Consider the following 22,308-nt stretch of genomic DNA (forward strand, 5'->3'; position numbering starts at 1 on the left):
TTGCCTTCGTTTCGGTAGTCGGCGGCGCAGCCCAGGCAGAACCAGGCTGCGCCCCCTTCAAGCGTCGTTTCTGCCAGTGATCAGCGGATCTTTGGCAATTGCTCCCACTGGTGGAACGGAGGTGGCGAAGGAAGCTGCCACTCGAGCGTCGTCGCACCCTCACCCCACGGATTCGCACCGGCCAGGCGCTTTTTGGCGAAAGCCTCGTAAACACCGTAGAGGAACACCAGAACACCAAAGGCCGAGATGTAAGACCCGTAGGACGACACGAGGTTCCATCCTGCAAACGCATCCGGATAGTCGATGTAGCGGCGCGGCATACCGGCCAGGCCCAGGAAGTGCTGCGGGAAGAAGATGATGTTCACGCCAATGAAGGTGATCCAGAAATGAACCCGGGCGATGAACGAATTGTACATGTAACCCGTCATTTTCGGGAACCAGTAGTACCAGGCGGCGAAGATCGCGAACACGGCACCCATGGAAAGCACATAGTGGAAGTGTGCAACCACGTAATAGGTGTCATGCATGGCGCGATCGAGGCCCGCATTGGCAAGCTGAACGCCCGTCACGCCTCCAACGGTAAACAGGATGATGAACGCAATCGCCCAGAGCATCGGCGTGCGAAACTCTATGGAGCCGCCCCACATGGTGGCGATCCACGAGAAGATCTTCACGCCGGTCGGAACAGCAATCACCATCGTGGCAAACACGAAGTAGCGCTGTGTGTCGAGCGACAGGCCGGTCGTGTACATGTGGTGAGCCCACACGATGAAGCCGACGGCACCGATCGCAACCATGGCATAGGCCATTCCCAGATAACCGAAGATCGGCTTTCTGGAGAAGGTCGAAACGATATGGCTGACAATGCCGAAGCCCGGCAGGATCATGATGTACACTTCCGGGTGTCCGAAGAACCAGAACAGGTGCTGGAACAGGATCGGATCACCGCCACCCTCGGGCGCGAAAAACGCGGTGCCGAAGTTGCGGTCCGTCAGGAGCATCGTGATGCCACCAGCCAGAACCGGCAGGGACAGAAGCAGCAGGAATGCAGTGATCAGAACGGACCAGGCAAAGAGCGGCATTTTGTGCAGCGTCATGCCCGGAGCACGCATGTTGAAGATCGTGGTGATGAAGTTGATCGCACCCAGAATGGACGATGCACCGGCGATGTGGACCGACAGGATGACCAGATCCATGGACGGACCGGGCTGGCCTGAGGTCGAGAACGGCGGATAAATGGTCCAGCCGCCACCGGAGCCATACGCGCCGGCCGGTCCCTGCACGAACAGCGACATCAAAAGCAGAATGAACGCCGGCGGAAGAAGCCAGAACGAGATGTTGTTCATCCGCGGGAACGCCATGTCCGGCGCACCGATCATGATCGGCACCATCCAGTTGGAGAAGCCGCCGATCAGCGCGGGCATCACCATGAAGAAGATCATGATAAGGCCGTGTGCCGTGGTGAACACATTGTACATGTGCTTGCCGGCATCGATCGCCGCATCGCCTTCGATGCCATAGACCATGGCGGAAAGGCCGTGGAAAATCTGAATGCCGGGCTCGGCAAGCTCCCAGCGCATCATGACGGACATGAAACCGCCGATGATGCCCGCGATGATCGCGAAGATCAGGTAGAGCGTTCCGATGTCCTTGTGGTTGGTGGAGTAGACCCACCGCGTCCAGCCGGTTGGCTTATGTTCGCCATGGGCGTCCTGGGTTGTAGCGCCTGCCATTTCCTACCGCTCCATTTCCTCTCTAGACGTCTGCCGGCTCATTCGCCTGCAGACGCAACTTTCGTCTTGCCTTCGATCGCAGCCATCAGGGCCTCGTTGGCGCCGGTGAGGTCGTCACCAGCGGCTGCGATCCAGGTGTCATATTGGTCTTGAGCCACAACGCGGATGGCGATCGGCATGTAGGCGTGATCCTTGCCGCAAAGCTCGGAACACTGGCCGTAATAGAGGCCTTCCTTGTCCGCCTTGAACCAGGTCTCGTTCAGGCGGCCGGGGACGGCGTCAACCTTGATGCCGAAGGCCGGCACGGCAAAGGCGTGGATCACGTCGCTCGCGGTGACGAGCACACGCACGGTCGTATCGACGGGAACGACAACCTCATTATCGACCGCAAGAAGGCGCGGATAAACGGATTTGTCTTCCTTGCCGGCATCGGCGCGCTCGTCTTCCTGGAGCATCAGCGAGCTGAAGGAAACCGGTTCTTCGAGCTGGTATTCATAATCCCAGTACCACTGCACGCCCGTCGCCTTGATGGTGATGGCAGGGTCGTCTTCCGGCGTATACTGCGCGGTCAGCAGCTGGAACGACGGCACCGCCAGAAACAGCAGAATGACCACCGGACCAACGGTCCAGATGACCTCGATCAGCGTGTTGTGGCTGGTGCGCGACGGCGTCGGGTTCGCCTTGGCACGAAAGCGCAGGACACACCACGCCAGCAGAGCCATTACGAGAATGGTGATCGGTACGATGAACCACAAAGTGTATTCCTCGAACCAGATGATCTGTTCCATGATGCCGGTTGCGGCTGGTTGAAAGCGCATCTGCCACGGCTCAGGTTGCGCAGCAACGGCGCCCGTGGCGAGAAACGGCAGAGTGGCAAGGCCAACAGCGATATTCTTCATAACCCTCGTCATCTCCCGTGGCGACACGGCAAGCCGATGGATCCGACTTAGCCGCAAAGGGAATTCTGGCTTTATATAGGCGCGTTCAAACCATACTCTCATTTGAACCGCAAGGAAGGCGTTGGATACCATGTGCGGCATTTTTGCGCCCCCCGCGGCAGCGCTCATACTGCCGTCACTGTCGAAAGTGCAATAGCACAAAACGTCCCGGCGTCCCATTTCGGTCGGAATTGCCCGCAAATGTTTATATTGTTGTCGCATAATCGGGTTTTCCCAATCTTTTGCCGACACGATCCCTTTTCGACGACTGCAATCGCAGGATAAATTGCCCTGATTCGTATGGGAGCCAGGAATTGATGAGCACGCCCTTTCTTAGATGCGCCGCGGCTGCAATCGCGATGATCGTATGTCCCCTCTCGGGAGCGTTGGCGCAGCAGAGCGGGACCGTTCGCTCCACCCATGGTGCCTGGTCCATCCTTTGCGACACGCCTGCCGGGGCCTCCAGCGAACAATGTGCAATGATGCAGAACGTCGTTGCTGAAGACCGCCCCGAAATGGGGCTTTCGGTTGTCGTGCTGCGCACCGCCGACGGAAAGGCGGAAATTCTGCGTGTTCTGGCTCCGCTCGGTGTTCTGCTGCCAAATGGCCTCGGGCTGAATGTCGATGGCAAGGATATCGGCCGCGCCTATTTCGTGCGCTGTTTCCAGGATGGCTGCTATGCAGAGGTGATCCTTGAGGATCAGCTTGTGGAGACCTTCAAGACCGGTCAGTCCGCCACGTTCATCGTCTTCCAGACGCCCGAAGAAGGCATCGGCATCCCCGTTGATCTCAACGGTTTTGCCCAGGGTTTCGACGCGCTGCCCCGCTAAGCTACAATTCCTGTCGAAGCTGCACTGGATTGCATGCCCACGCTCCCTTAAATGAAAGGGAGTTTCGACAGGATATTGTTCATGACCGCCAAATCGCTTCTCGACGCGTTCGACTGTTCTCCCGACCGCCTGAAATCCCTCGTTGCCGACACGGTTCAGGGCGCGGATGACGGGGAACTCTTTCTGGAATACCGCGAAGGAGAGGCCCTCGTTTTCGACGATGGACGGCTCAAGACGGCCAGTTTCAACACCGATCAGGGGTTCGGTCTGCGCGCCGTCGCCGGCGAGGCGTCTGGCTATGCCCATTCCAGCGAGCTGTCGGAAGCTTCTCTGCGCCGCGCTGCCGATGCCGTCTCCACCGTCAAGGACGGATATTCCGGGAAACTGGCCGCCGCGCCCGCAGGCACGAATCAGCGTCTCTACGGTGAAGAGAATCCGATCACCTCGCCGGGCTTCGAGGAAAAGGCAAAGCTCCTGCAGGAAATCGATGGCTGGCTGCGCGCGAAAGACCCGCGTGTGCGACAGGTTACCGCCTCGCTCGCCGCCTCCTGGCAGCAGGTCGAGATCTTGCGCGCCGACGGCCACATTGCCCGCGACATCCGCCCCCTGGTCCGCGTGAACGTCTCCGTCATGGTCGGCGATGGCGACAGGCAGGAAACCGGCTCCTATGGCATGGGCGGACGCAAAAGTTTCGGCGAGTTCCTCGCGGAAGATTCCTGGCAGTTCGCCGCGAGCGAGGCGCTGCGCCAGGCGCTCGTCAATCTGGAGGCCGTCCCCGCTCCTGCAGGCACCTTCGACATCGTGCTGGCCAATGGCTGGCCGGGCGTCATGCTGCATGAAGCCGTCGGCCACGGGCTCGAAGGCGACTTCAACCGCAAGAAGACCTCGGCCTTCGCCGGCCTGATGGGTGAGCAGGTCGCCGCAAAGGGCGTAACCGTTGTGGATGACGGCACGATTACCGAACGTCGCGGTTCGCTCACCATAGACGATGAAGGCACCCCTTCGGGCCGCAACCTCCTGATCGAGGACGGCAGGCTGGTCGGCTACATGCAGGACCGTCAGAACGCCCGTCTGATGGGCATGGCCCCCACCGGCAATGGGCGCCGCGAATCCTATGCGCATGAGCCCATGCCGCGCATGACCAACACCTACATGACCGGCGGCGACAAATCGCCCGAAGAGATCATCGCTTCGGTAAAGAAAGGCATCTACGCCGTGTCCTTCGGCGGCGGACAGGTGGACATAACCTCCGGCAAGTTCGTGTTCGGCTGCACCGAGGCCTACATGATCGAGGACGGCAAGGTCACCCAGCCGATCAAGGGTGCCATGCTGATCGGCAACGGCCCGGATGCCATGCACCGCGTTTCCATGGTCGGCAACGACATGACCCTCGACAATGGCATCGGCATGTGCGGCAAGGCCGGTCAGGGCGTGCCCGTAGGCGTCGGCCAGCCCCACCTGCGCATGGACCAGATGACCGTCGGCGGCACGCAGACCTGATGGACATCCGGGGGCGGTTGATCTCGGAGACCTCGAATGATACAAAAACCCCTCCTTTGTATCACAATCTTGTCTGATTGCTACTTGTGTAACACTCCTTCAAGATTCTGATACCTAACAGGATTTTTGGTATCAAATGGACTTGGCACAGTTTTCTCCGAACGCCCCCGGTCATTTCGTCGGCACGATTGAGAATGCGAAGGCTTTTGTGCCGGCGCCGCTTCCCCCTGAGATTGATTTCGCATCAATCTTCAAGGAGTACGGTGCTGCAATGGCGGCGATCGGCATGCTGAATGCAAAGATGGCACAGCTCAGCAATCCTGGCCTGATCATTAGGCCACTACAGCGCCGCGAAGCACTGCTCTCGTCAGCAATGGAGGGTACATTCACGACGAGCGACGAGTTGGCTCTGCTTGAAGCTGGTGCGGAGGGGACCGGAAAGGCTGATACGCGGGAAGTGCTCAACTACATGAAGGCATTGACCCATTCGGTAGGCCTCATGAAGCAGCTTCCCATTTGCCACCGGTTGATCCGCGAAGCCCATGAAAAACTTCTGAGTGGCCTGTCAAATCAAAGGGGCGGTCACAAGCGTCCGGGTGAATACAAGAAAGAACAGAACTGGATCGGCGGACCAACGCCAGCGAAGGCGAGATTTGTTCCTCCGCCCCCGTCTGAAACAATGAAGGCGATGGATGATCTGGAGGCGTTTATCAACCGTGAGTCACCTGACGACATCCCTCCATTGATCGAGGCGGCGCTGATCCACTATCAATTCGAGACAATCCATCCTTTCGCCGATGGAAACGGGCGGGTGGGGCGTATACTCATTCCGCTGATACTGCTTGCACGCGGCCTCATTACCGAGCCCGTCTTTTATCCCAGTGCCAGTCTGGAAAGCCGGAAGGACATGTATATCGACCGCATGTTCGTTGTATCCGCAGAGGGGGACTGGATAGGCTGGTTGCGTTTTTTCCTCAAAGCCTGTGAAGATACCTGCATTACTTCGGCAGCGGTTGTTGATCGGATGCTCGGCCTGCAGGCGGAGTACAGAGAACGAGCCATGAAAGAGTTCCGCTCGAACAACGTCATCATTCTGATCGATCATTTGTTCTCATCTCCCGCAGTCAGCACACCGATCGTGCAAAAATTGCTCGGCGTCACGCACCGGGCGGCACGTATGACAATCGCCAATCTGGAGAAAATTGGCATCCTCGAAAAAATGGACGGCTTTTCAATGCCAGAATTTTTCGTCGCGAAAGGGATACTGAGAGCAGGCAGCTAGAGTCGGGAAAGGCGGACGAGCTTTAGGCACAGTACTTCAAAAATGGATTGCGGCTTCAGGTTTTGACGTCACTGAACTGTTGTGCATCCAAACATCTCTCAATCCATACTGGTTTCGCAGCAACAGGGGTCAGATAAACAGCTGATCAGCGCCGCTTCGGCTTCTTTTCAAGAAGCGCCACGGCTTCCACGTGTGGAGACCAGAGAAACTGGTCGATCGGCACAACCCGCGTGACCCTGTAACCGCCTTCCACAAGGATCGCCAGATCCCGCGCCAGCGTGCCCGGATTGCAGGAAACCGCCGCAACCCGCTTCACATCTGATCGCGCTATCTGCCGGCACTGAAACTCCGCCCCCGCACGTGGAGGATCGAACACGAGACCGTCGAACTGCGCCAGCTCCTTCGTCAGCAGAGGCCTGTGGAACAGATCACGTTTCTCCGCCGTCACCGGTTTGAGAGACGGCCACTGCCGTGCGGCTAGATCGAGCGCGGCGAGCGCCATGGCATCGCCTTCCGCCGCATAGACCCGCGCCTGCTGCGAAAGCCGCAGCGCGAAGGTACCGCTGCCGGCGAAAAGGTCCGCGACATGCTTGCACCCGTCAAGATGGCCGCTCACCAGCCCGGCCATTGCCTCTTCGGCAGCAAGCGTGGCCTGCAGAAATCCCGCCGGCGGAATGGCCACCGGCACGTCGCCGAACACCACAGTGGGCTTTTGGCCCTCCACGATGATCTCGCCATCGGCTGAAAGCCGGGCAAATCCCTTTGCCAGCGCCAGATCGGTCACCGCACGGCGCTGTTTTTCGCCAAGCCGCCCCGCACCGGCGGCTGCAATGTCGAGCCCGGTGCGGGTTTCCGTCACCGTCAGGTGGAATGGTTTGGGGGTCGCCGCGATGGCCTTGGCCAGGGCACGCAAATCCTCAAGCGCGGCGACAATGCCGGGGGTGGCAATCGGGCATTCCTGAACCACGACAATGCGATGGGATTGCGCCGCATTGAAGCCCAGCAGGACCTCCGACCCCAACCGCCTTGCGGTAAACGTCACCCGGCGACGCGAATGCGGCGGGCAGGAGAGCGTCTCTTCCACACCGGTTTTGATACCGCGTGTCTCCAGTGCGGTCGCGACCTTCTCACGTTTCCAGGCGAGATAGGTTTCATTCTCAAGATGCTGTACCGCGCAGCCCCCGCAATCGCCGAAATGCCGACAGGCAGGCTCGATGCGCTGGGGCGACGCCTCGCGCAGCGCCATGTTCACGGCGCGTCCTCTGCGCAGTTCCGCGTCCACCACTTCGCCAGGCAGCGCGAACGGCACATAGACCGGCCCCCGCCGGCGTCAGCACCACGCCGTCGCCCTGTGCCCCCAGATGATCAATGGTCAGCGTTTCGCTCATTGGTCCTTGCGCCCGGCCAGTAGAAATTCACGGTTTCCGTCTCCGCCTTCGATGGGCGAAAGCGCAAGCCCCACGGCCTTCCAGCCGGCATTCATCCCCAGCCAATCCTTGAGATCGTCAGCGATTTCGTCCGCCTGCGCCGGATCGCGCAGCAAGCCACCCTTTCCGACGGCCTCACGCCCGCCTCGAACTGCGGCTTCACCAGAAAGATACCACATGCGCCAGGTGCCGCCAGCGCAAGTGCCGGCGGCAGCGCAAGCTTCAGCGAAATGAAACTCACATCCGAGACGAGAAAGTCCGGTACGTGCCCTCCCAGAACCTCCGTCGTCAAGTGTCGGGCATTCACCCCTTCAAGCGAGGTCACCCGCGGATCGCCTTCTATCCGCCGGTCCATCTGCCCGGTTCCCACATCGATCGCCGTGACATGGGCCGCCCCACGCGCCAGAAGCACCTGTGTGAAACCTCCCGTGGAGGCTCCGATGTCAAGCGCATGGCGGCCAGCCGGGTCAAACCCGAAAGTGTCGAGACCATGCAAAAGCTTCAGCGCCGCACGCGAAACAAAGTCCCTTGCCGGATCATCGACGACGATTTTCACCTGGGGCGCGACTGTCTGTCCCGGCTTCTTCGCCGGAAGGCCGTCCACCTGAACCGTGCCCCGCAGGATCGCGTCACGCGCTCGGGCGCGGCTGTCGAAGAAGCCGCGTTCCACAAGCAGCTGATCGAGCCTCATCAGGCTCTCCCGCGGAGATTTTTTTCGCGTACCGAGACAACGCAATCAGGCACGGGCCGCACTCTCGGCATCCTGCCCCAGGGTAGCAAACACGGTGCGCACGATGGCGGCCGCATCGAGGCCCGCATCCGCCACCATGCGTTCGGGCTTGGCATGGTTGATAAACCGGTCCGGCATGGCCATGGGCCGCACCTTCACGCCGGTTTCCAGAAGCCCTTCATGCGCAAGAAAGTTGAGAACGTGGGAGCCAAAGCCGCCAATAGCGCCCTCTTCGATGGTAATGAGCACCTCGTGTTCCAATGCCAGCCACCTGATCAGTTCCGTGTCCAGCGGCTTTGCAAACCGTGCATCGGCAACTGTGGTCGAAAGGCCGGCAGCATCCAGTTCGTCCGCTGCCTTCAAACAGTCCTCAAGCCTGCTGCCAAGAGAAAGCAGCGCCACCTTGGAGCCTTCGCGCATCACCCGTCCCCTTCCGAGCTCCAGCACTTCGCCACGTTCCGGCATCTCCACACCAGCGCCATTGCCACGAGGATAGCGGAAGGCGATGGGCCCTTGATCGTGCTCGACGGCGGTGCGCACCATGTGCCGCAGCTCCGCCTCGTCGCTCGCTGCCATGACCACGAAATTCGGTAGGCTGGCGAGATAAGTGATGTCGAATGCGCCACAATGGGTGGGACCATCCGCGCCCACAAACCCCGCCCGATCGATGGCAAAGCGCACCGGCAGGTTCTGCAGCGCCACATCGTGCACAACCTGGTCATAGCCGCGCTGCAAAAAGGTCGAATAGATCGCCGCAAAGGGGCGCAGCCCCTCGGTGGCCAGTCCAGCTGCAAATGTCACTGCGTGCTGCTCGGCGATGCCCACGTCGAAGGTTCGCTCGGGGAACTCCTTCTCGAAAAGATCGAGCCCGGTGCCGGAAGGCATGGCCGCCGTCACGGCAACGATCCGGTCATCCTCCCGCGCTTCCTGGATGAGCGACTGGGCGAAAACCTTGGTGTAGCTCGGCGCATTGGCAGGCGCCCTGGCCTGGGCGCCGGTGATGACGTCGAACCTGTTGACGCCATGATACTTGTCGGCGGCGGGCCTCTGCCGGCGGATAGCCCTTGCCCTTTTTCGTCACCACATGGATGAGCACGGGCCCGTTGCCATTGTCGCGCACATTCTTCAGCACCGGCAGGAGATGCTTGAAATTGTGTCCGTCAATCGGACCGATATGAAAAAAACCCATCTCCTCGAACAGCGTGCCACCCGTCACATAACCGCGCGCATGCTCCACGGCACGGGTGATGGCGCGATCGACGCCAGCGCCCAGATATGAGGTGAGCTTCTTGCCAAAATCGCGCACGCCCTGATAGGTGCGACCGGAAGCGAGACGTGCCAGATAGGCACTCATCGCGCCCTGTGGCGGGGCGATCGACATTTCGTTGTCATTCAGGATCACGATCAGCCTGGCGTCGAGCGCGCCGGCATTGTTCATTGCCTCATAGGCCATGCCCGCCGACATTGCGCCATCACCGATCACCGCGATCACATTGCGTTTTTCGCCGGCCAGACCATGGGCGACCGCCATGCCGAGACCGGCGGAGATGGACGTGGAGGAGTGCGCGGTGCCGAAGGGGTCGTATTCGCTTTCCGAACGCTTGGTGAAGCCGTAGAGCCCCCCCTCCTGGCGCAGGGTTCGGATGCGGTCGCGCCGCCCGGTGATGATCTTGTGCGGATAGGCCTGGTGGCCCACATCCCAGATCAGCCGGTCAGCGGGCGTGTCAAACACATGGTGCAGCGCCACGGTCAGTTCGACCACGCCAAGCCCTGCCCCCAGATGCCCGCCGGTTCTGGAAACCGCGTCGATCAACTCGGCTCGCAATTCGTCGGCGAGCTGCGGCAGCGCGTCCTCTGAAAGCTTTTTCAGATCGGCGGGCACGTCCACCGTGTCAAGAAGGGGAGTCTGCGGCGGCGATTTCACGCGCGTCACCTCTGCTGTTTGCATCACATCGACATAGAACTTTGATTATCCAAAGTAAACGCGATGCAATGAAACAGTATGGTTCTATCAGGGTATTGTTCATTCTGAAATGCGCGCAGTCTTTGCGCCCGCACCGCAGGGCACGGGCGCTATTCCAATCGAAAATGGTGAGGTTTTAACCCTGGTCGAGCGGCTCGCTGCCGGCAGCCTGGCCTTCACGTGACAGGCGGATCTTCTCCACCTTGTCTTCTGCGGTCTTCAGAAGTTTGTCACAGTGCTTCTTGAGCGCCTCGCCACGCTCATAAATCTTGATGGACTGGTCGAGCGGCACGTCGCCGCGCTCGAGATCCTCAACGATCTTCTCCAGCGCCTCGAGTGCCTGCTCGAAGCTCATGCTCTTGATGTCGTTGTTGGCTTCTTCGGCCATCTCTCATCCCTTCAACAAACGGCCCACATGTGCAGCGACCGACACGGAAAGTCCCTGCAGGTCGTACCCACCTTCAAGCAGGCTGACAAGCCGCCCCTGTGACAAACGGTCGGCCCGTTGCATCAGAACAGCCGTTGCCCAGTCAAAATCCCCGGCTTCCAGATTGATCTCTGCCAGCGGGTCGCGCCAATGCGCGTCGAACCCCGCGGAAATGATGATCAGATCCGGTGAAAACCGATCGATCGCCGGCAGAACCTTCTCCTCGAACGCTTCGCGAAACGCCTGTGAACCGGATCCGCTCGGCAGCGGCGCGTTGACGATGTTGCCGGCTCCGGTTTCATGCGCTGCACCCGTGCCGGGATATAACGGCATCTGATGCGTGGAGCAGTAGAGCACGCTCGGGTCATCCCAGAAGATGTCCTGCGTGCCATTGCCGTGGTGCACGTCCCAGTCAACGATGGCAACGCGTTCTGCTCCGTGCCTGTTCTGCGCGTGGCGGGCAGCCACAGCAGCGCTGTTGAACAGGCAGAATCCCATGGCACGGTTCTTTTCGGCATGATGGCCAGGCGGTCGCCCGGCAACGAAAGCATTGCCCGCCTCGCCGGAGAACACATCGTCCACGCCTGCGAGCGCCCCGCCAATCGCCGTCAATGCCGCTTCAAGACTTTTCGGGCTGACAGTCGTGTCCTCGTCTATGACCGCCAGTCCCTCCGCAGGAATGCTCCCCTTCACCTTGTCGAGATGCTCCGGTGGATGCGCAAGCAGAACCGTCTCCTCTTGGGCAAGCGGCGCTTCCAGCCGCTCGAGATAGGCGAATGGCTCGTCGTCCAGGCAATCGACAATCACCCGCAGGCGGTCGGGGCCGCTCCGGGTGGCCCGGCGGCGTGAGGTGTTCACGACAGATCGGGTGTGTGTAGAAACGGGTTCTCATCCCACAAGTGTAGTGGTCAAAGGTCAGCTTGACCATGAGGCGGCTCAACGCCGCTCCCACCGTCAACAGGGTTTCACCCCGCCGTTTCCCGGGACCCGGTCGCGGGCCGGACACGCACTGTTTCCAGCGCCCGATCCTTCAGCTCGCGGAATTGTTTCGACGCATCGCTCAAACGCCGGTCCCATTCGGGATTGGGCGTCTGCCCTTCGATGACCTTGAAATATACAGACATGAGCGCTGCGATGGCAAAAGGCTCGATCAACGCTGCCTTCACCGCCCATGCAAACACGATTGCAAACACGAAGGCCCAGCCCGAAAGCTGACCCGGCATCGCATAGAGAATGGCGCCCGCCGGTGCCAGCATGACAAGGAACACGACAAAGGTGAGCAACCACATGAAAAGCGCCAGCCAGACGGCGTTTTTCAGCATGGTCTTGCCGTTCTGCGCATAGAGCACGACGCCGTGGCGCGCCGTTTCGAACGGGGTGCTGGATTTGATGCGGATGTTGTAGCCGAGAATGATTTCGTCGACATAGGTCAGCGCGATGCGGATCACCGTATTTACAAAACGCATGAGCGTGTCGAGGCCGGGAATGGGCAGAAAGCCGGCAATCCCGCCCAACAGCCCGGTCAGAACACGAATCACGCCCTTCACAAGCTGATCGAGAACGAAAAGAATGTTGGCTTCGGCGAAACGCGCTGTCACTTCCTGACGCGCATAGCTGATCTGGCTCTTGCCATCTGGCACGTCGCGCCCGTCAATCAGGTGCACCATGACCGCGATATGACCAGCCTTGACGATGTAAAGGATGTACTCGCGGATCCAGTAGACGATGGCTGAGACCAGCCCGAAACCGACAACACCGCCCCACAGCGCAAATGTGCCGGGGCCGCCGGGGTCCGTGGAGATGTGGCCGACACCATAGCCGACGCCAGCCCCCGTTCCCGTGGCAAAGATATAGGCCACCGTGATCCCGAAATAGACAAGCATGCGCAGCACGATGAAAGGCCATGTCCGGCCCATGATCGCAAGCGTCCTGCCTATGTCAAAATCCCACATCTCATTCCCCCTCAATCGAATTCGGTGGAGGATGACCGATGAAAACGGAATGTCAACGCCCCAAATGGGGGAGCCGGAAGCACCGATCTACACGATGTCGGTAGACGCGATCTCGATGCCGAAACCTTCGAGCCCCACATAGTGCCGCTCGCGCGAGGCCATCAGCTTGATGGAGGAAATGCCAAGATCCTTGAGAATCTGCGCGCCAAGGCCGATTTCGCGCCATTCGCTCTCACGCCGCAGCGCCTCGTCATGGTCCTCGCGGTCGCTGCCAGCCGGACGACGGCGGTTTTCATGGGCCACCCCCACAGAACCTTCACGCAGATAGACAAGAACGCCGCGACCAAGGCCCGCCATGCGGTCCATGGCTTCGCGCAGCCGCTCTTCCGTGCCGAACACGTCCGTCACCACATCCTCGGTGTGCAGCCTGACCGGGATATCCACCCCGTCACGGATGTCGCCAAACACGATCGCCACATGCTGCATCGCCTCCCACGGGAGCGTATAGGCATGTGCTTTTGCCGGCCCGCTCGGCGTGTCGATGTCGAAGCTCGCCACCCGTTCCACCAGCGTTTCCTGCCGCTGGCGGTAAGCAATGAGGTCGGCAACGGAGACCTGTTTGAGGCCGTTTTTCTCCGCAAAGGCCGAAACCTGCGGTCCGCGCATCACAGTGCCATCATCGTTGACCAGTTCGCAGATGACGCCGATGGGCGGCAGCCCGGCGAGCTTGCACAGATCGACGGCAGCCTCCGTATGGCCCGAGCGCATCAGCACGCCGCCCTCGCGCGCAACCAGCGGGAAGATGTGGCCCGGACGCACGAAGTCGCCAGGTCCCACATTCGGGTTAGCCAGATTGCGCACGGTCAGTGTGCGGTCCTCGGCTGAAATGCCGGTGGTGGTGCCATGTTTGAAATCGACGCTCACGGTGAATGCCGTCGCATGCGGCGCATCGTTCTCGGCCACCATGGGTGCAAGGTTCAGCCGCTTCGCCTCGCCATGGGGCATCGGCGCGCACACGATGCCCGACGTGTGGCGCACGATGAAAGCCATCTTTTCGGGCGTGCAGTGCACGGCCGCAACGATGATGTCGCCCTCGTTCTCGCGCCCGTCATCGTCCATGACGACAACCATTTCGCCCTTCTCAAAGGCGCGCAGGGCTTCGACGACCTTCTTTTGATCATATGCCATCAGGAAACTCCGTCAGATGCGGCCGGTCTGGCCGCGATGGCGCAGATAGTGATCGGCGATTGCGCAGGCAACCATCGCTTCGGCAATCGGCACGGCGCGGATGCCCACGCAAGGATCATGCCTTCCCTTGGTCAGGACATCGACCTCATTGCCATCCCTGTCGATGCTCTGGCGCGGCGTCAGGATAGAAGATGTCGGCTTGACGGCAAAGCGCGCGACAATCGGCTCGCCGGTGGAGATCCCCCCCAGAATGCCGCCGGCATTGTTGCTGAGGAACCGCGGGGTTCCGTCATTTCCCATGCGCATCTCGTCGGCGTTCTCCTCGCCGGTGATGCGGGCTGCCTCGAACCCGTTGCCGATTTCCACGCCCTTCACGGCGTTGATCGACATGAGATTGGCGCAGATGTCCTGGTCGAGCTTGGCATAAATCGGCGCGCCTAACCCCTCTGGAACACCCTCTGCAACCACCTCGATGACCGCGCCCACCGAGGAGCCGGCCTTGCGGATGCCATCGAGATAGTCGGAAAAGACCGGAACAGACTTCGGATCCGGCGTGAAAAACGGGTTCTCCGCATCGCCGATGAAATCCCAGTTCCAGTTCGCCCTGTCGATTTCCTTTTCGCCCATGGCGACCAGAGCCGCGCGCACGGCCATGCCCGGCACCACCTTGCGCGCAAGTGCGCCGGCAGCCACCCGCGTTGCCGTCTCGCGCGCCGAAGAGCGCCCGCCGCCGCGATAGTCGCGCAGGCCATATTTGGTCTCATAGGTGTAGTCGGCGTGACCCGGCCGGAACCGCTTTGCGATCTCGCCATAATCCTTGGACCGCTGGTCGACATTCTCGATCATCATGGAGACCGGGGTCCCCGTGGTGATCAGCGTTTCGCCATCCTCGTCGGGCAGCACGCCCGAGAGGATCTTCACTTCGTCCGGCTCGCGCCGCTGGGTGACAAAACGCGACTGTCCCGGCCGCCGTCTGTCCAGCTCCGCCTGAATGTCGGCCTGTGTGAAACGGATGCCGGGCGGGCACCCGTCAACCACGCAGCCAATGGCCGGGCCATGGCTCTCGCCCCATGTGGTGACACGAAACAGGTGGCCGAATGTGTTGTGAGACATAGATGCGGGCTTCCAGAAATCCTGACACAGCAGCCGTCGCGGTCGGGCCGCGGGCCAATCGCCTCGCTTCTATTGGCGTTTGCCGGCACCGTCAAACCGGATTGCCTTTCGCACCAGTTTTGACACATTTATGTGCTTCAACTGAAACGGTGACACCGTCACCAATTTTTGAGGCCCACATCGAAACCCAAGAGGTATTGAATGCGCATTTTCGCTGCTGTGGGGGGCTTATTCATGCTTGTGTCCTCGGCCCTTGCCCTGGATGCCGAAGGAACAATCAAGAATGTCGATACCGACAAGCTGACCATCACGCTCGAAAACGGAGAAACATACCGGCTTCCCGGCGAGATGGATGTAACCGCCGTCGAAACCGGAATGTCCGTCATTCTCGCCTATCGCGAGGTCGACAATGGCGTGAGGCAGATCACCGACATGCTCTTGCCGGAATAGTTTCAGAGCCAGTCTGCCGAACCATTCTCAAAACGCAGGATTTTGTCCTGAGGGATGGCGAGTGCTGCCGCCTCGTCGCTCGAAGCGTGCCCGGTGAGATAGAGGAGCGAACGGATGACCCCGCCATGGGTCACGCAAATCGTTGGCGTCCGAACCTCTTCAAGCCAGGGCTTGATGCGCTCTGCGAGCGTTTCGTAGCTCTCGGCAGCCTCCCCGGGGGGCAGGAAGCTCCACTTGTTTTGTGAACGCCCGGCCGTGCAGCCCGGTTTCGCCGCTTCCAGCTCGGCATAGGTATATCCCTGCCAGTCGCCGAAATTGAGCTCCATCAGGCGCGGGTCGGTGCGATAGCCTTCCCGTGGAAGGCCAAGCCCTGCACGCACCCGTTCCATGGTTTCCCGCGTACGCCGTAAGGGGCTTGCGACAAAATCAAAACCGCTGGCATCGTGGTCGAGCAGGTCGGCAAGGCGGATACCGTTGCGGTCGGCCTGCACCTGGCCAACCGCATTGATGTCCGTATCGGCCTGTCCCTGAAGTCGCTCTTCTGCGTTCCAGGCCGTCTGGCCGTGGCGGATGATAAAAAGTCTTGGAAGCACAACTCGCCTGCGAACTTATTCGTTCACCACCGAAATGTCGGGGGCATCGACCGCCTTCATTCCCACCACGTGGTAGCCGGAATCCACATGCAGAATTTCGCCGGTCACGCCGCGCGAAAGATGCGACAGCATGTAAAGCGCTGAATCGCCCACTTCATCAGTGGTGACCACCCGCTTCAGCGGCGAATTGTACTCGTTCCAGCGCAGGATATAGCGGAAATCACCGATGCCGGAGGCGGCCAGCGTCTTGATCGGACCGGCCGAAATGGCGTTGACGCGGATGTTGTTGCCGCCCATGTCGACGGCAAGATAACGCACGCTGGCCTCGAGCGCGGCCTTGGCGACCCCCATGACATTGTAATGCGGCATAACCTTCTCGGCGCCGTAATAGGTCAGCGTCAGGATCGATCCACCATCGCTCATCAGCGGCTCGGCGCGTTTGGCAATGGCCGTCAGCGAATAGACCGAAATGTCCATGCTGCGCAGGAAGTTTTCACGGCTCGTATCGACATATCGGCCCGTCAGCTCGTCCTTGTCGGAGAAAGCGACCGCATGAACGAGAAAATCCAGCTTGCCCCACTCTTTTTCAAGTTTTGCAAACACCGCATCGACACTGTCCATGTCCGTCACATCGCAATGACCGGCGACAATGGCGCCCAGCTCTTCGGCCAGCGGCTCCACACGCTTCTTTAGCGCGTCACCCTGATAGGTGAGCGCAAGCTCTGCACCCGCATTGGCGCATGCTTTCGCGATCCCCCAGGCGATCGAACGGTTGTTGGCGACCCCCAGAATGAGCCCGCGCTTTCCGGCCATCAGGCCATTGCCATTGGTCATGGAATGGTTCTCCGAATTCAATTGCCGAAGCGTCATGCATTCACCTGAAGGCGCGGCGCTTCATCGTCCCGTGTTCTGCATTTGCACAGCCGGCGATTCCCCGGTCGCGCAATGCGATAAGCCGGCAGCCCTATCGCACAGCCCGGCCAAGGCATCAAGCGGATTGGCGGAACAATGCTTCAAGAGCCGGGTCTCCGCCCTCCGGCAGCATGATCTGAACATGGACGTAAAGATCGCCATGCCCCTCTGTCTTGCGCGGCAGCCCGCGTCCCTTCAGGCGCATGGTCTTGCCGGAGCTGGTCCATGCGGGAACCGTCAGCGCAAGGCGCCCCGTCGGCGTCTCCACCGGCACCTTGGCTCCCAGCACCGCATCACGCAGGCTCACCGGAAGATCCACATGGAGATCGCGTCCCTCCACCCGGTAGCGCGGATGGCGTCTGAAACGCAGTTTCACCAGTGCATCGCCACGCTCGCCGAACGGCGTTTCCTCGCCCTGCCCTTTGAGGCGAATGGTCTGACCATCCTCGACATAGCGCGGCAGCTTGACTGCTATGCGCCGCCCGCCGGGAAAGATCGCCGTCACCTTTTCCGCCTTCGCCACATCCTCAATGTCCACATCCAGCGTCGCGTTCAGATCACCCATGCCACTGGGGCGACCGCCGGCGTTCCCAGCCCCGGCACGGCGCCCGCGACCGGTTCCTGCCTGCGAAAAGGCATCACCGAAAATCTGGCTGAAAATGTCCGCACCGCCAAAGCCCGCGCCATCGGCTCCGCCGCTTCTGAATTCAAAGTGCTGCGCGCCCGGTCCGCCGCGTCCGGAGCGCCGAAAGCCCGCAAACGGGTCGCCACCTGCGCCGGCACCTTCGAATCCTGCAAAACGGGGTTTGCCCTCGGCATCGATCTCGCCGCGGTCAAAAGCGCCGCGCTGTTTGTCATCGCCCAGAATCTCGTAGGCCTGGCCGATTTCGGCAAACCGCTCCTTGGCTTTCGGATCGTTCGGCTTCTGATCCGGATGATACTGCTTTGCCAGCTTCCGGTAAGCCGATTTTATCTCCTTGGACGAGGCGTTTTTGGCCACGCCCAAAACGTCATATGGATTGCGCATGTGCAACTCTGTTCCTGGTCGTTCCCCATTATAGGGCAAAACGCTCGTGAATTCGGGATGTTGTTCACTATATGCGTTCGGTTAGGAAGAAATTCCAGACCCTGCGCCGGTTTCGCCCGTCAAACCGCCTCGAAAGCCTGAATTTGCAACCCGAATTCCGGGCTCGGGCAAGCCGTGCCGCGATAGAGGCTGATCCCGTCAAAACTTTCGCGCGTGGTCACGAAACTGCGACACGTTCCATCATCATATATATGGGAGATCACACCGCGAACACCGTTTTCCTCATCGGCCCATGAGAGTGGCAGCGCACCGTCCAGCTCCGCTCCCATCTCCGCCACCATTGCATGAAGCATCGCATCCGTTCCGGCTGGCAGCGTCAGGGCCGGGGAGGTTTCCATCACTGGGGAGATCGAGCCCGTGACGGCATAGCGGTCGATATCCGCACCCGCCCCCTCAAGGTCGAGCGCCGATACGCTGCAGCCCGCGAGCAAGCCCACGATAACGGAGAAGAAAAGGCACTGCAAAAGACGCAGCCCCAAGACCATACCCCGAACTGGCGCTTGCACTGGCACCGACAATCGGCAAACTCCCCGTAGATAACGCGAACAGGCAGCCAGTATGATTGACGAGACGTTAAAATCCGGTGACTTCACTGAGCGCGACGAGCCATTCCGGCTCTTTGCCGAATGGCTGGAAGACGCCACCAAATCCGAGCCCAACGATCCCAATGCGCTGGCTCTGGCGACCGTCGATCCCGATGGAATGCCCAATGTGCGCATGGTGCTCCTCAAGGGCTTCGATGAGCGCGGCTTTGTGTTTTACACAAATTTCGAAAGCGCCAAGGGACAGGAAGTCCTGAGCGCGAAGAAAGCCGCCATGTGCTTTCACTGGAAGAGCCTGCGCCGACAGGTGCGCATTCGCGGGCCGGTCGAAGTGGTGAGCGACGAAGAGGCCGACGAATACTATGCCTCGCGTCCGCGCGGCAGCCGTATCGGTGCCTGGGCCTCAAAACAGTCACGACCGCTTGAAAGCCGCTTCGCGCTTGAAAAGGCCGTCGCGGAATACACAGCGAAATTCGCCGTCGGCACGATCCCGCGTCCGGCCCACTGGTCTGGCTTCCGGATCCTTCCGCAGGCCATCGAGTTCTGGCACGACCGCCCCTTCCGCCTGCACGACCGCGTCGTCTTCAGCCGCGACGAAAAGGGAGATTGGCAGACGGAGCGGCTTTACCCGTAACTCCCAGGCCGGGCCCACCGCCTATTTGCGGCTCATGAAAGCCATGAAGGCGGCCCGCGCCTCGTCAGATTTCAGTCGTGCGCGAAAATGCTCGCCCTCTTCCCGAATGCGCGCGACAACATCGTCGCGCGGTCCGCGCAAGAGATTGCGGGCGATGCGCAGCGCCTCAGGCGGTTTGGCGGCAAGCGCTTCTGCTGCCATGAAAACCGCGCCCTCCAGCTCGCCCTCATCCACCACGCGGTGGATCAAACCTGCCGCCTGCGCCTCATGCGCCGGCAGTCCCTCCGCCATAGCCAGCATGGCAAAGGCGCGCTGATGGCCCATGATTGCCGGTCCCAACAGGCTCGAGCCCGCTTCAGGTACGAGACCGAGATCCACAAACGGCGTGGAAAACACGGTCTCAGGCGTGGCGAATGTCAGATCGCAATGCATGTTGATCGTCGTGCCGATCCCGACTGCAATACCGTCGACGCCCGAAACCAGCGGTTTTCCCGCTCCTGCCAGCGCCAGAAGAAAATCATAGACCTCTTCGCCGCCTTCGCCGCCAGCGGCCACGGCCATGAAATCGGCAAGATCGTTGCCCGCCGAAAATGCACCCGGCGTGCCCAGAAGCACATGGCAGCGCACCGCCTCATCGGCGTCACCCGCTTTCAGCGCTTCCGCCATTGCCGCATACATCGCTCGGGTGATGGCATTCTTCTTCTCCGGGCGATTCAGGCGGATGACCTGCACCGCGCCCCGTCGCTCAATGAGAATATGCTCGCTCATGATTGTCTCCTCAGGCCGAAAGAAGGGCGTCGGCCGCCGCATCGAGGCTCGATGCCCCCTCCGTCACGCGCTGCCTGAGTGCGCCCGTTTCGCCCAGCAGGTTCTCCGCCATGAAGCGCACCAGCACGGCATGACCGGGGTTCTCGTTGCCGGCAACAGCGCGCGCATTGAAAGCCACGCCGATGACGAGAGAAAACAGGCGCAGATAGGGCGTCGCACCCGCCAGCGCCTCGTTCACCCGCCCCTCGGCCATGGCATCGGTCATGAAACCGGTCGCCGCCTCCAGATCATCGATTGCGTTGGCCAGCTTCTCACCGGTCGCCCCAAGACCGGATGCGCCGGCAGCCGCTTTCTGGTCCGCGCGCAATTCGCCGATCAGACCCGCCACCGCCTCGCCGCCCTGAAGCGGCAGCTTTCGCATGACGAGATCAATCGCCTGAATGCCGTTCGTGCCCTCATAGATCGGCGCAATCCGCGCATCCCGGTAAAGCGCGGCAGCGCCCGTTTCCTCCACATAGCCCATGCCGCCATGAACCTGCAGACCCAGCGAGGCGACCTCCACGCCCACATCGGTGGAGAAGGCCTTCGCCATGGGGGTCAGAATATCCGCGCGCGCCTGCCAGGCTTTTGCCTCGTCGCCCTCGTCGATCCGCGCCCGGTCGATGGCATAGGCGCAGGCATAGGTGATCGCGCGTGCCATCTGTGTCTCAGCCTTCATGGTCAAAAGCGTGCGCTTGATGTCTGGGTGCTCTACGATCGGGCTCATACCGCCATCCTTGGGCGCACCGGCGGCGCGGCCCTGCCGGCGTTCCTGCGCATAGGCCATCGCCTTCTGCGTTGCCGCCTCGGCAATCCCCACACCCTGCATGCCGACCGCCAGCCGGGCGTTGTTCATCATGGTGAACATGCAGGCGAGCCCCCGGTTTTCCTCGCCGATCAGCCAGCCGACCGCGCCCGGGGTGTCGCCAAACCTGCCGTCGCCATAGATCATGGTGCAGGTGGGCGAGGCATGAATGCCCAGCTTGTGCTCCATGGAGGCGCAGAACACATCGTTGCGCGCACCCAACGTGCCATCGTCATTGACGAAAAACTTTGGCACGAGAAAAAGCGAAATGCCCTTCGTGCCCGCCGGTGCATCCGGTAGCCTTGCCAAAACCAGATGCACAATGTTGTCGGTGAAATCCTGCTCGCCATAGGTGATGAAAATCTTTTGGCCGAAGATGCGATAGGTGCCATCGCCCACCGGTTCCGCCCGCGCCTTGAGCGCATTGAGATCGGATCCGGCCTGCGGCTCGGTCAGGTTCATCGTGCCCATCCACTCGCCCGAGACGAGCTTTTCAAGATAGGTCTTCTGCAGTTCCGGTGTCGCGTGTTTCTCCAGCGCTTCGATTGCCCCGATGGTCAGTGTCGGGCCGATTGCAAACGCCATGGAACCGGAGTTCCACATTTCCATCGCGGCAACGGAAAGCAGGGTCGGCAGCGCCTGCCCGCCGAATTCCTCAGGAGCGGCAAGTCCGTTCCAGCCGCCCTCGCGCCAGCGCCGGTAGAGGTCGGCCCATCCCGGCGGCGTGGTCACGACACCGTCCTTTAAGACCGCGCCCTTTTCGTCGCCCACCTTCGCCAGCGGCGCGATCTCCTCAGAAGCAAAGCGCCCGGCCTCGCCCACGATCGCATCGACCAGATCTTCGGAAAGATCGCCAAATCGGCCGGCATCCAGATCAGCGGCAAACCCGGTGACATGTTTCAGGGTGAAGGCGATTTCGTCGACCGGGGCTCGATACATGCTGCAATCCTCCTGATGTCCCGACAGCGCCTGTAAGTGCGGCGCGCACCAAACTGTCCAGCGTGCGCCCGGGACCAAAATCTAGCCGCTCGACCACACCCCCGCCATCATACCTTGGCGCAAGATTGCTAGTTTCTTTTTACGTAAACGTCAATATTGAATTCCTTGCAGTCACCCTGCACCAGGGGTAGAAGTCGCCCAACGGAAGGAACACCAATGCTTGCAAGGCCGGAGAAGAACCGCTGCATCGAATGCGGAAAAATGTTTGGAACGCCGGGCTTTGCCTATCATGAAGGCCTGATCGAAAACGGCCCGGCCTACTGGACGGATCGCGGCATTCTCTGTTCCATCGAGTGTTCGCTCATCCACCATAAGAAGCGGATGGCGGAAGGCACCGTCCCAGAAAAACCCGCTCCCGATCCCTTCGAGATGGCGCATCTGTTCGAGGACTGAGCG

General features: G+C 60.7%; 18 protein-coding genes and 4 pseudogenes. 6 read left to right on the forward strand and 16 right to left on the reverse strand.

What is annotated here, in order from left to right; genetic code table 11:
* Positions 1-80: 80 nt before the first annotated feature.
* On the reverse strand, positions 81-1,733 hold the full coding sequence (gene ctaD / locus AB2N04_RS16020; RefSeq protein WP_367715499.1) for a cytochrome c oxidase subunit I: 1,653 nt from the start codon (positions 1,731-1,733) through the stop codon (positions 81-83).
* Between the two features lie 38 nt (positions 1,734-1,771).
* Positions 1,772-2,632, reverse strand: coding sequence for a cytochrome c oxidase subunit II (coxB, locus tag AB2N04_RS16025; protein ID WP_367718834.1), 861 nt, complete (start codon positions 2,630-2,632; stop codon positions 1,772-1,774).
* A 398-nt stretch (positions 2,633-3,030) separates the two neighbouring features.
* On the opposite strand from coxB, the gene AB2N04_RS16030 reads away from it, so the two are divergent.
* The 3 genes from AB2N04_RS16030 (at position 3,031) to AB2N04_RS16040 (ending at position 6,283) form a co-directional block, all read left to right on the forward strand.
* On the forward strand, positions 3,031-3,501 hold the full coding sequence (locus tag AB2N04_RS16030; RefSeq protein ID WP_367718835.1) for an invasion associated locus B family protein: 471 nt from the start codon (positions 3,031-3,033) through the stop codon (positions 3,499-3,501).
* An 81-nt stretch (positions 3,502-3,582) separates the two neighbouring features.
* The gene (gene tldD / locus AB2N04_RS16035) at positions 3,583-5,001 is read left to right on the forward strand and encodes a metalloprotease TldD (RefSeq protein ID WP_367715501.1); all 1,419 of its coding nucleotides are present in this window, start codon (positions 3,583-3,585) and stop codon (positions 4,999-5,001) included.
* A 136-nt stretch (positions 5,002-5,137) separates the two neighbouring features.
* Positions 5,138-6,283: a Fic family protein gene (locus AB2N04_RS16040; RefSeq protein ID WP_367715503.1), complete on the forward strand. Its 1,146-nt coding sequence runs from the start codon at positions 5,138-5,140 to the stop codon at positions 6,281-6,283.
* Positions 6,284-6,428: 145 nt separating this feature from the next.
* Here the strand turns inward: AB2N04_RS16040 and AB2N04_RS16045 are convergent.
* The 8 genes and pseudogenes from AB2N04_RS16045 to aroC form a co-directional block, all read right to left on the reverse strand.
* Positions 6,429-7,671, reverse strand: a pseudogene (locus AB2N04_RS16045) (class I SAM-dependent RNA methyltransferase).
* Positions 7,668-8,401: pseudogene (locus AB2N04_RS16050) on the reverse strand (TlyA family RNA methyltransferase). The pseudogenes AB2N04_RS16045 and AB2N04_RS16050 overlap by 4 nt, the downstream one beginning before the upstream one ends.
* Positions 8,402-8,446: 45 nt before the next feature.
* Positions 8,447-10,388, reverse strand: a pseudogene (gene dxs / locus AB2N04_RS16055) (1-deoxy-D-xylulose-5-phosphate synthase).
* 151 nt (positions 10,389-10,539) lie between these two features.
* Complete coding sequence (locus AB2N04_RS16060) at positions 10,540-10,791, reverse strand: exodeoxyribonuclease VII small subunit (RefSeq protein ID WP_367715504.1); 252 nt, start codon at positions 10,789-10,791, stop codon at positions 10,540-10,542.
* A gap of 3 nt (positions 10,792-10,794) precedes the next feature.
* Positions 10,795-11,722, reverse strand: a pseudogene (locus AB2N04_RS16065) (histone deacetylase family protein).
* A gap of 73 nt (positions 11,723-11,795) precedes the next feature.
* The gene (locus AB2N04_RS16070; RefSeq protein WP_367715505.1) at positions 11,796-12,782 is read right to left on the reverse strand and encodes a hypothetical protein; all 987 of its coding nucleotides are present in this window, start codon (positions 12,780-12,782) and stop codon (positions 11,796-11,798) included.
* 87 nt (positions 12,783-12,869) lie between these two features.
* The gene (ribB, locus tag AB2N04_RS16075; RefSeq protein WP_367715506.1) at positions 12,870-13,970 is read right to left on the reverse strand and encodes a 3,4-dihydroxy-2-butanone-4-phosphate synthase; all 1,101 of its coding nucleotides are present in this window, start codon (positions 13,968-13,970) and stop codon (positions 12,870-12,872) included.
* 12 nt (positions 13,971-13,982) lie between these two features.
* Positions 13,983-15,083: a chorismate synthase gene (gene aroC / locus AB2N04_RS16080; protein WP_367715508.1), complete on the reverse strand. Its 1,101-nt coding sequence runs from the start codon at positions 15,081-15,083 to the stop codon at positions 13,983-13,985.
* 201 nt (positions 15,084-15,284) lie between these two features.
* On the opposite strand from aroC, the gene AB2N04_RS16085 reads away from it, so the two are divergent.
* The gene (locus tag AB2N04_RS16085) at positions 15,285-15,533 is read left to right on the forward strand and encodes a DUF1344 domain-containing protein (protein ID WP_367715510.1); all 249 of its coding nucleotides are present in this window, start codon (positions 15,285-15,287) and stop codon (positions 15,531-15,533) included.
* A gap of 2 nt (positions 15,534-15,535) precedes the next feature.
* Here AB2N04_RS16085 and AB2N04_RS16090 read toward each other — a convergent pair whose 3' ends face one another.
* From AB2N04_RS16090 to AB2N04_RS16105, 4 genes are all read right to left on the reverse strand, one after another.
* Positions 15,536-16,126, reverse strand: coding sequence for a histidine phosphatase family protein (locus AB2N04_RS16090; protein ID WP_367715512.1), 591 nt, complete (start codon positions 16,124-16,126; stop codon positions 15,536-15,538).
* Positions 16,127-16,141: 15 nt separating this feature from the next.
* Positions 16,142-16,960, reverse strand: coding sequence for an enoyl-ACP reductase FabI (gene fabI / locus AB2N04_RS16095; RefSeq protein WP_367715514.1), 819 nt, complete (start codon positions 16,958-16,960; stop codon positions 16,142-16,144).
* Between the two features lie 154 nt (positions 16,961-17,114).
* Complete coding sequence (locus AB2N04_RS16100; RefSeq protein WP_367715516.1) at positions 17,115-18,065, reverse strand: DnaJ C-terminal domain-containing protein; 951 nt, start codon at positions 18,063-18,065, stop codon at positions 17,115-17,117.
* Between the two features lie 119 nt (positions 18,066-18,184).
* Positions 18,185-18,604 (reverse strand): RT0821/Lpp0805 family surface protein, encoded by a 420-nt coding sequence (locus tag AB2N04_RS16105; protein WP_367715517.1) that lies wholly within the window; start codon positions 18,602-18,604, stop codon positions 18,185-18,187.
* Between the two features lie 79 nt (positions 18,605-18,683).
* Here AB2N04_RS16105 and pdxH point away from each other — a divergent pair, with 79 nt between their 5' ends.
* A complete protein-coding gene (gene pdxH / locus AB2N04_RS16110) occupies positions 18,684-19,301 on the forward strand; it encodes a pyridoxamine 5'-phosphate oxidase (RefSeq protein ID WP_367715518.1) in 618 nt (205 codons plus the stop codon).
* A 21-nt stretch (positions 19,302-19,322) separates the two neighbouring features.
* Here the strand turns inward: pdxH and AB2N04_RS16115 are convergent, their stop codons facing one another.
* Entirely contained in the window at positions 19,323-20,069 is a 747-nt protein-coding gene (locus AB2N04_RS16115; protein WP_367715520.1) for a crotonase/enoyl-CoA hydratase family protein, read from the reverse strand.
* Positions 20,070-20,079: 10 nt separating this feature from the next.
* Entirely contained in the window at positions 20,080-21,852 is a 1,773-nt protein-coding gene (locus AB2N04_RS16120; protein WP_367715521.1) for an acyl-CoA dehydrogenase, read from the reverse strand.
* 216 nt (positions 21,853-22,068) lie between these two features.
* On the opposite strand from AB2N04_RS16120, the gene AB2N04_RS16125 reads away from it, so the two are divergent.
* Positions 22,069-22,305: a hypothetical protein gene (locus tag AB2N04_RS16125; protein ID WP_367715522.1), complete on the forward strand. Its 237-nt coding sequence runs from the start codon at positions 22,069-22,071 to the stop codon at positions 22,303-22,305.
* Positions 22,306-22,308 lie beyond the last annotated feature (3 nt).

This window comes from Nitratireductor sp. GISD-1A_MAKvit, from assembly GCF_040819555.1.
Lineage (GTDB): Bacteria > Pseudomonadota > Alphaproteobacteria > Rhizobiales > Rhizobiaceae > Nitratireductor.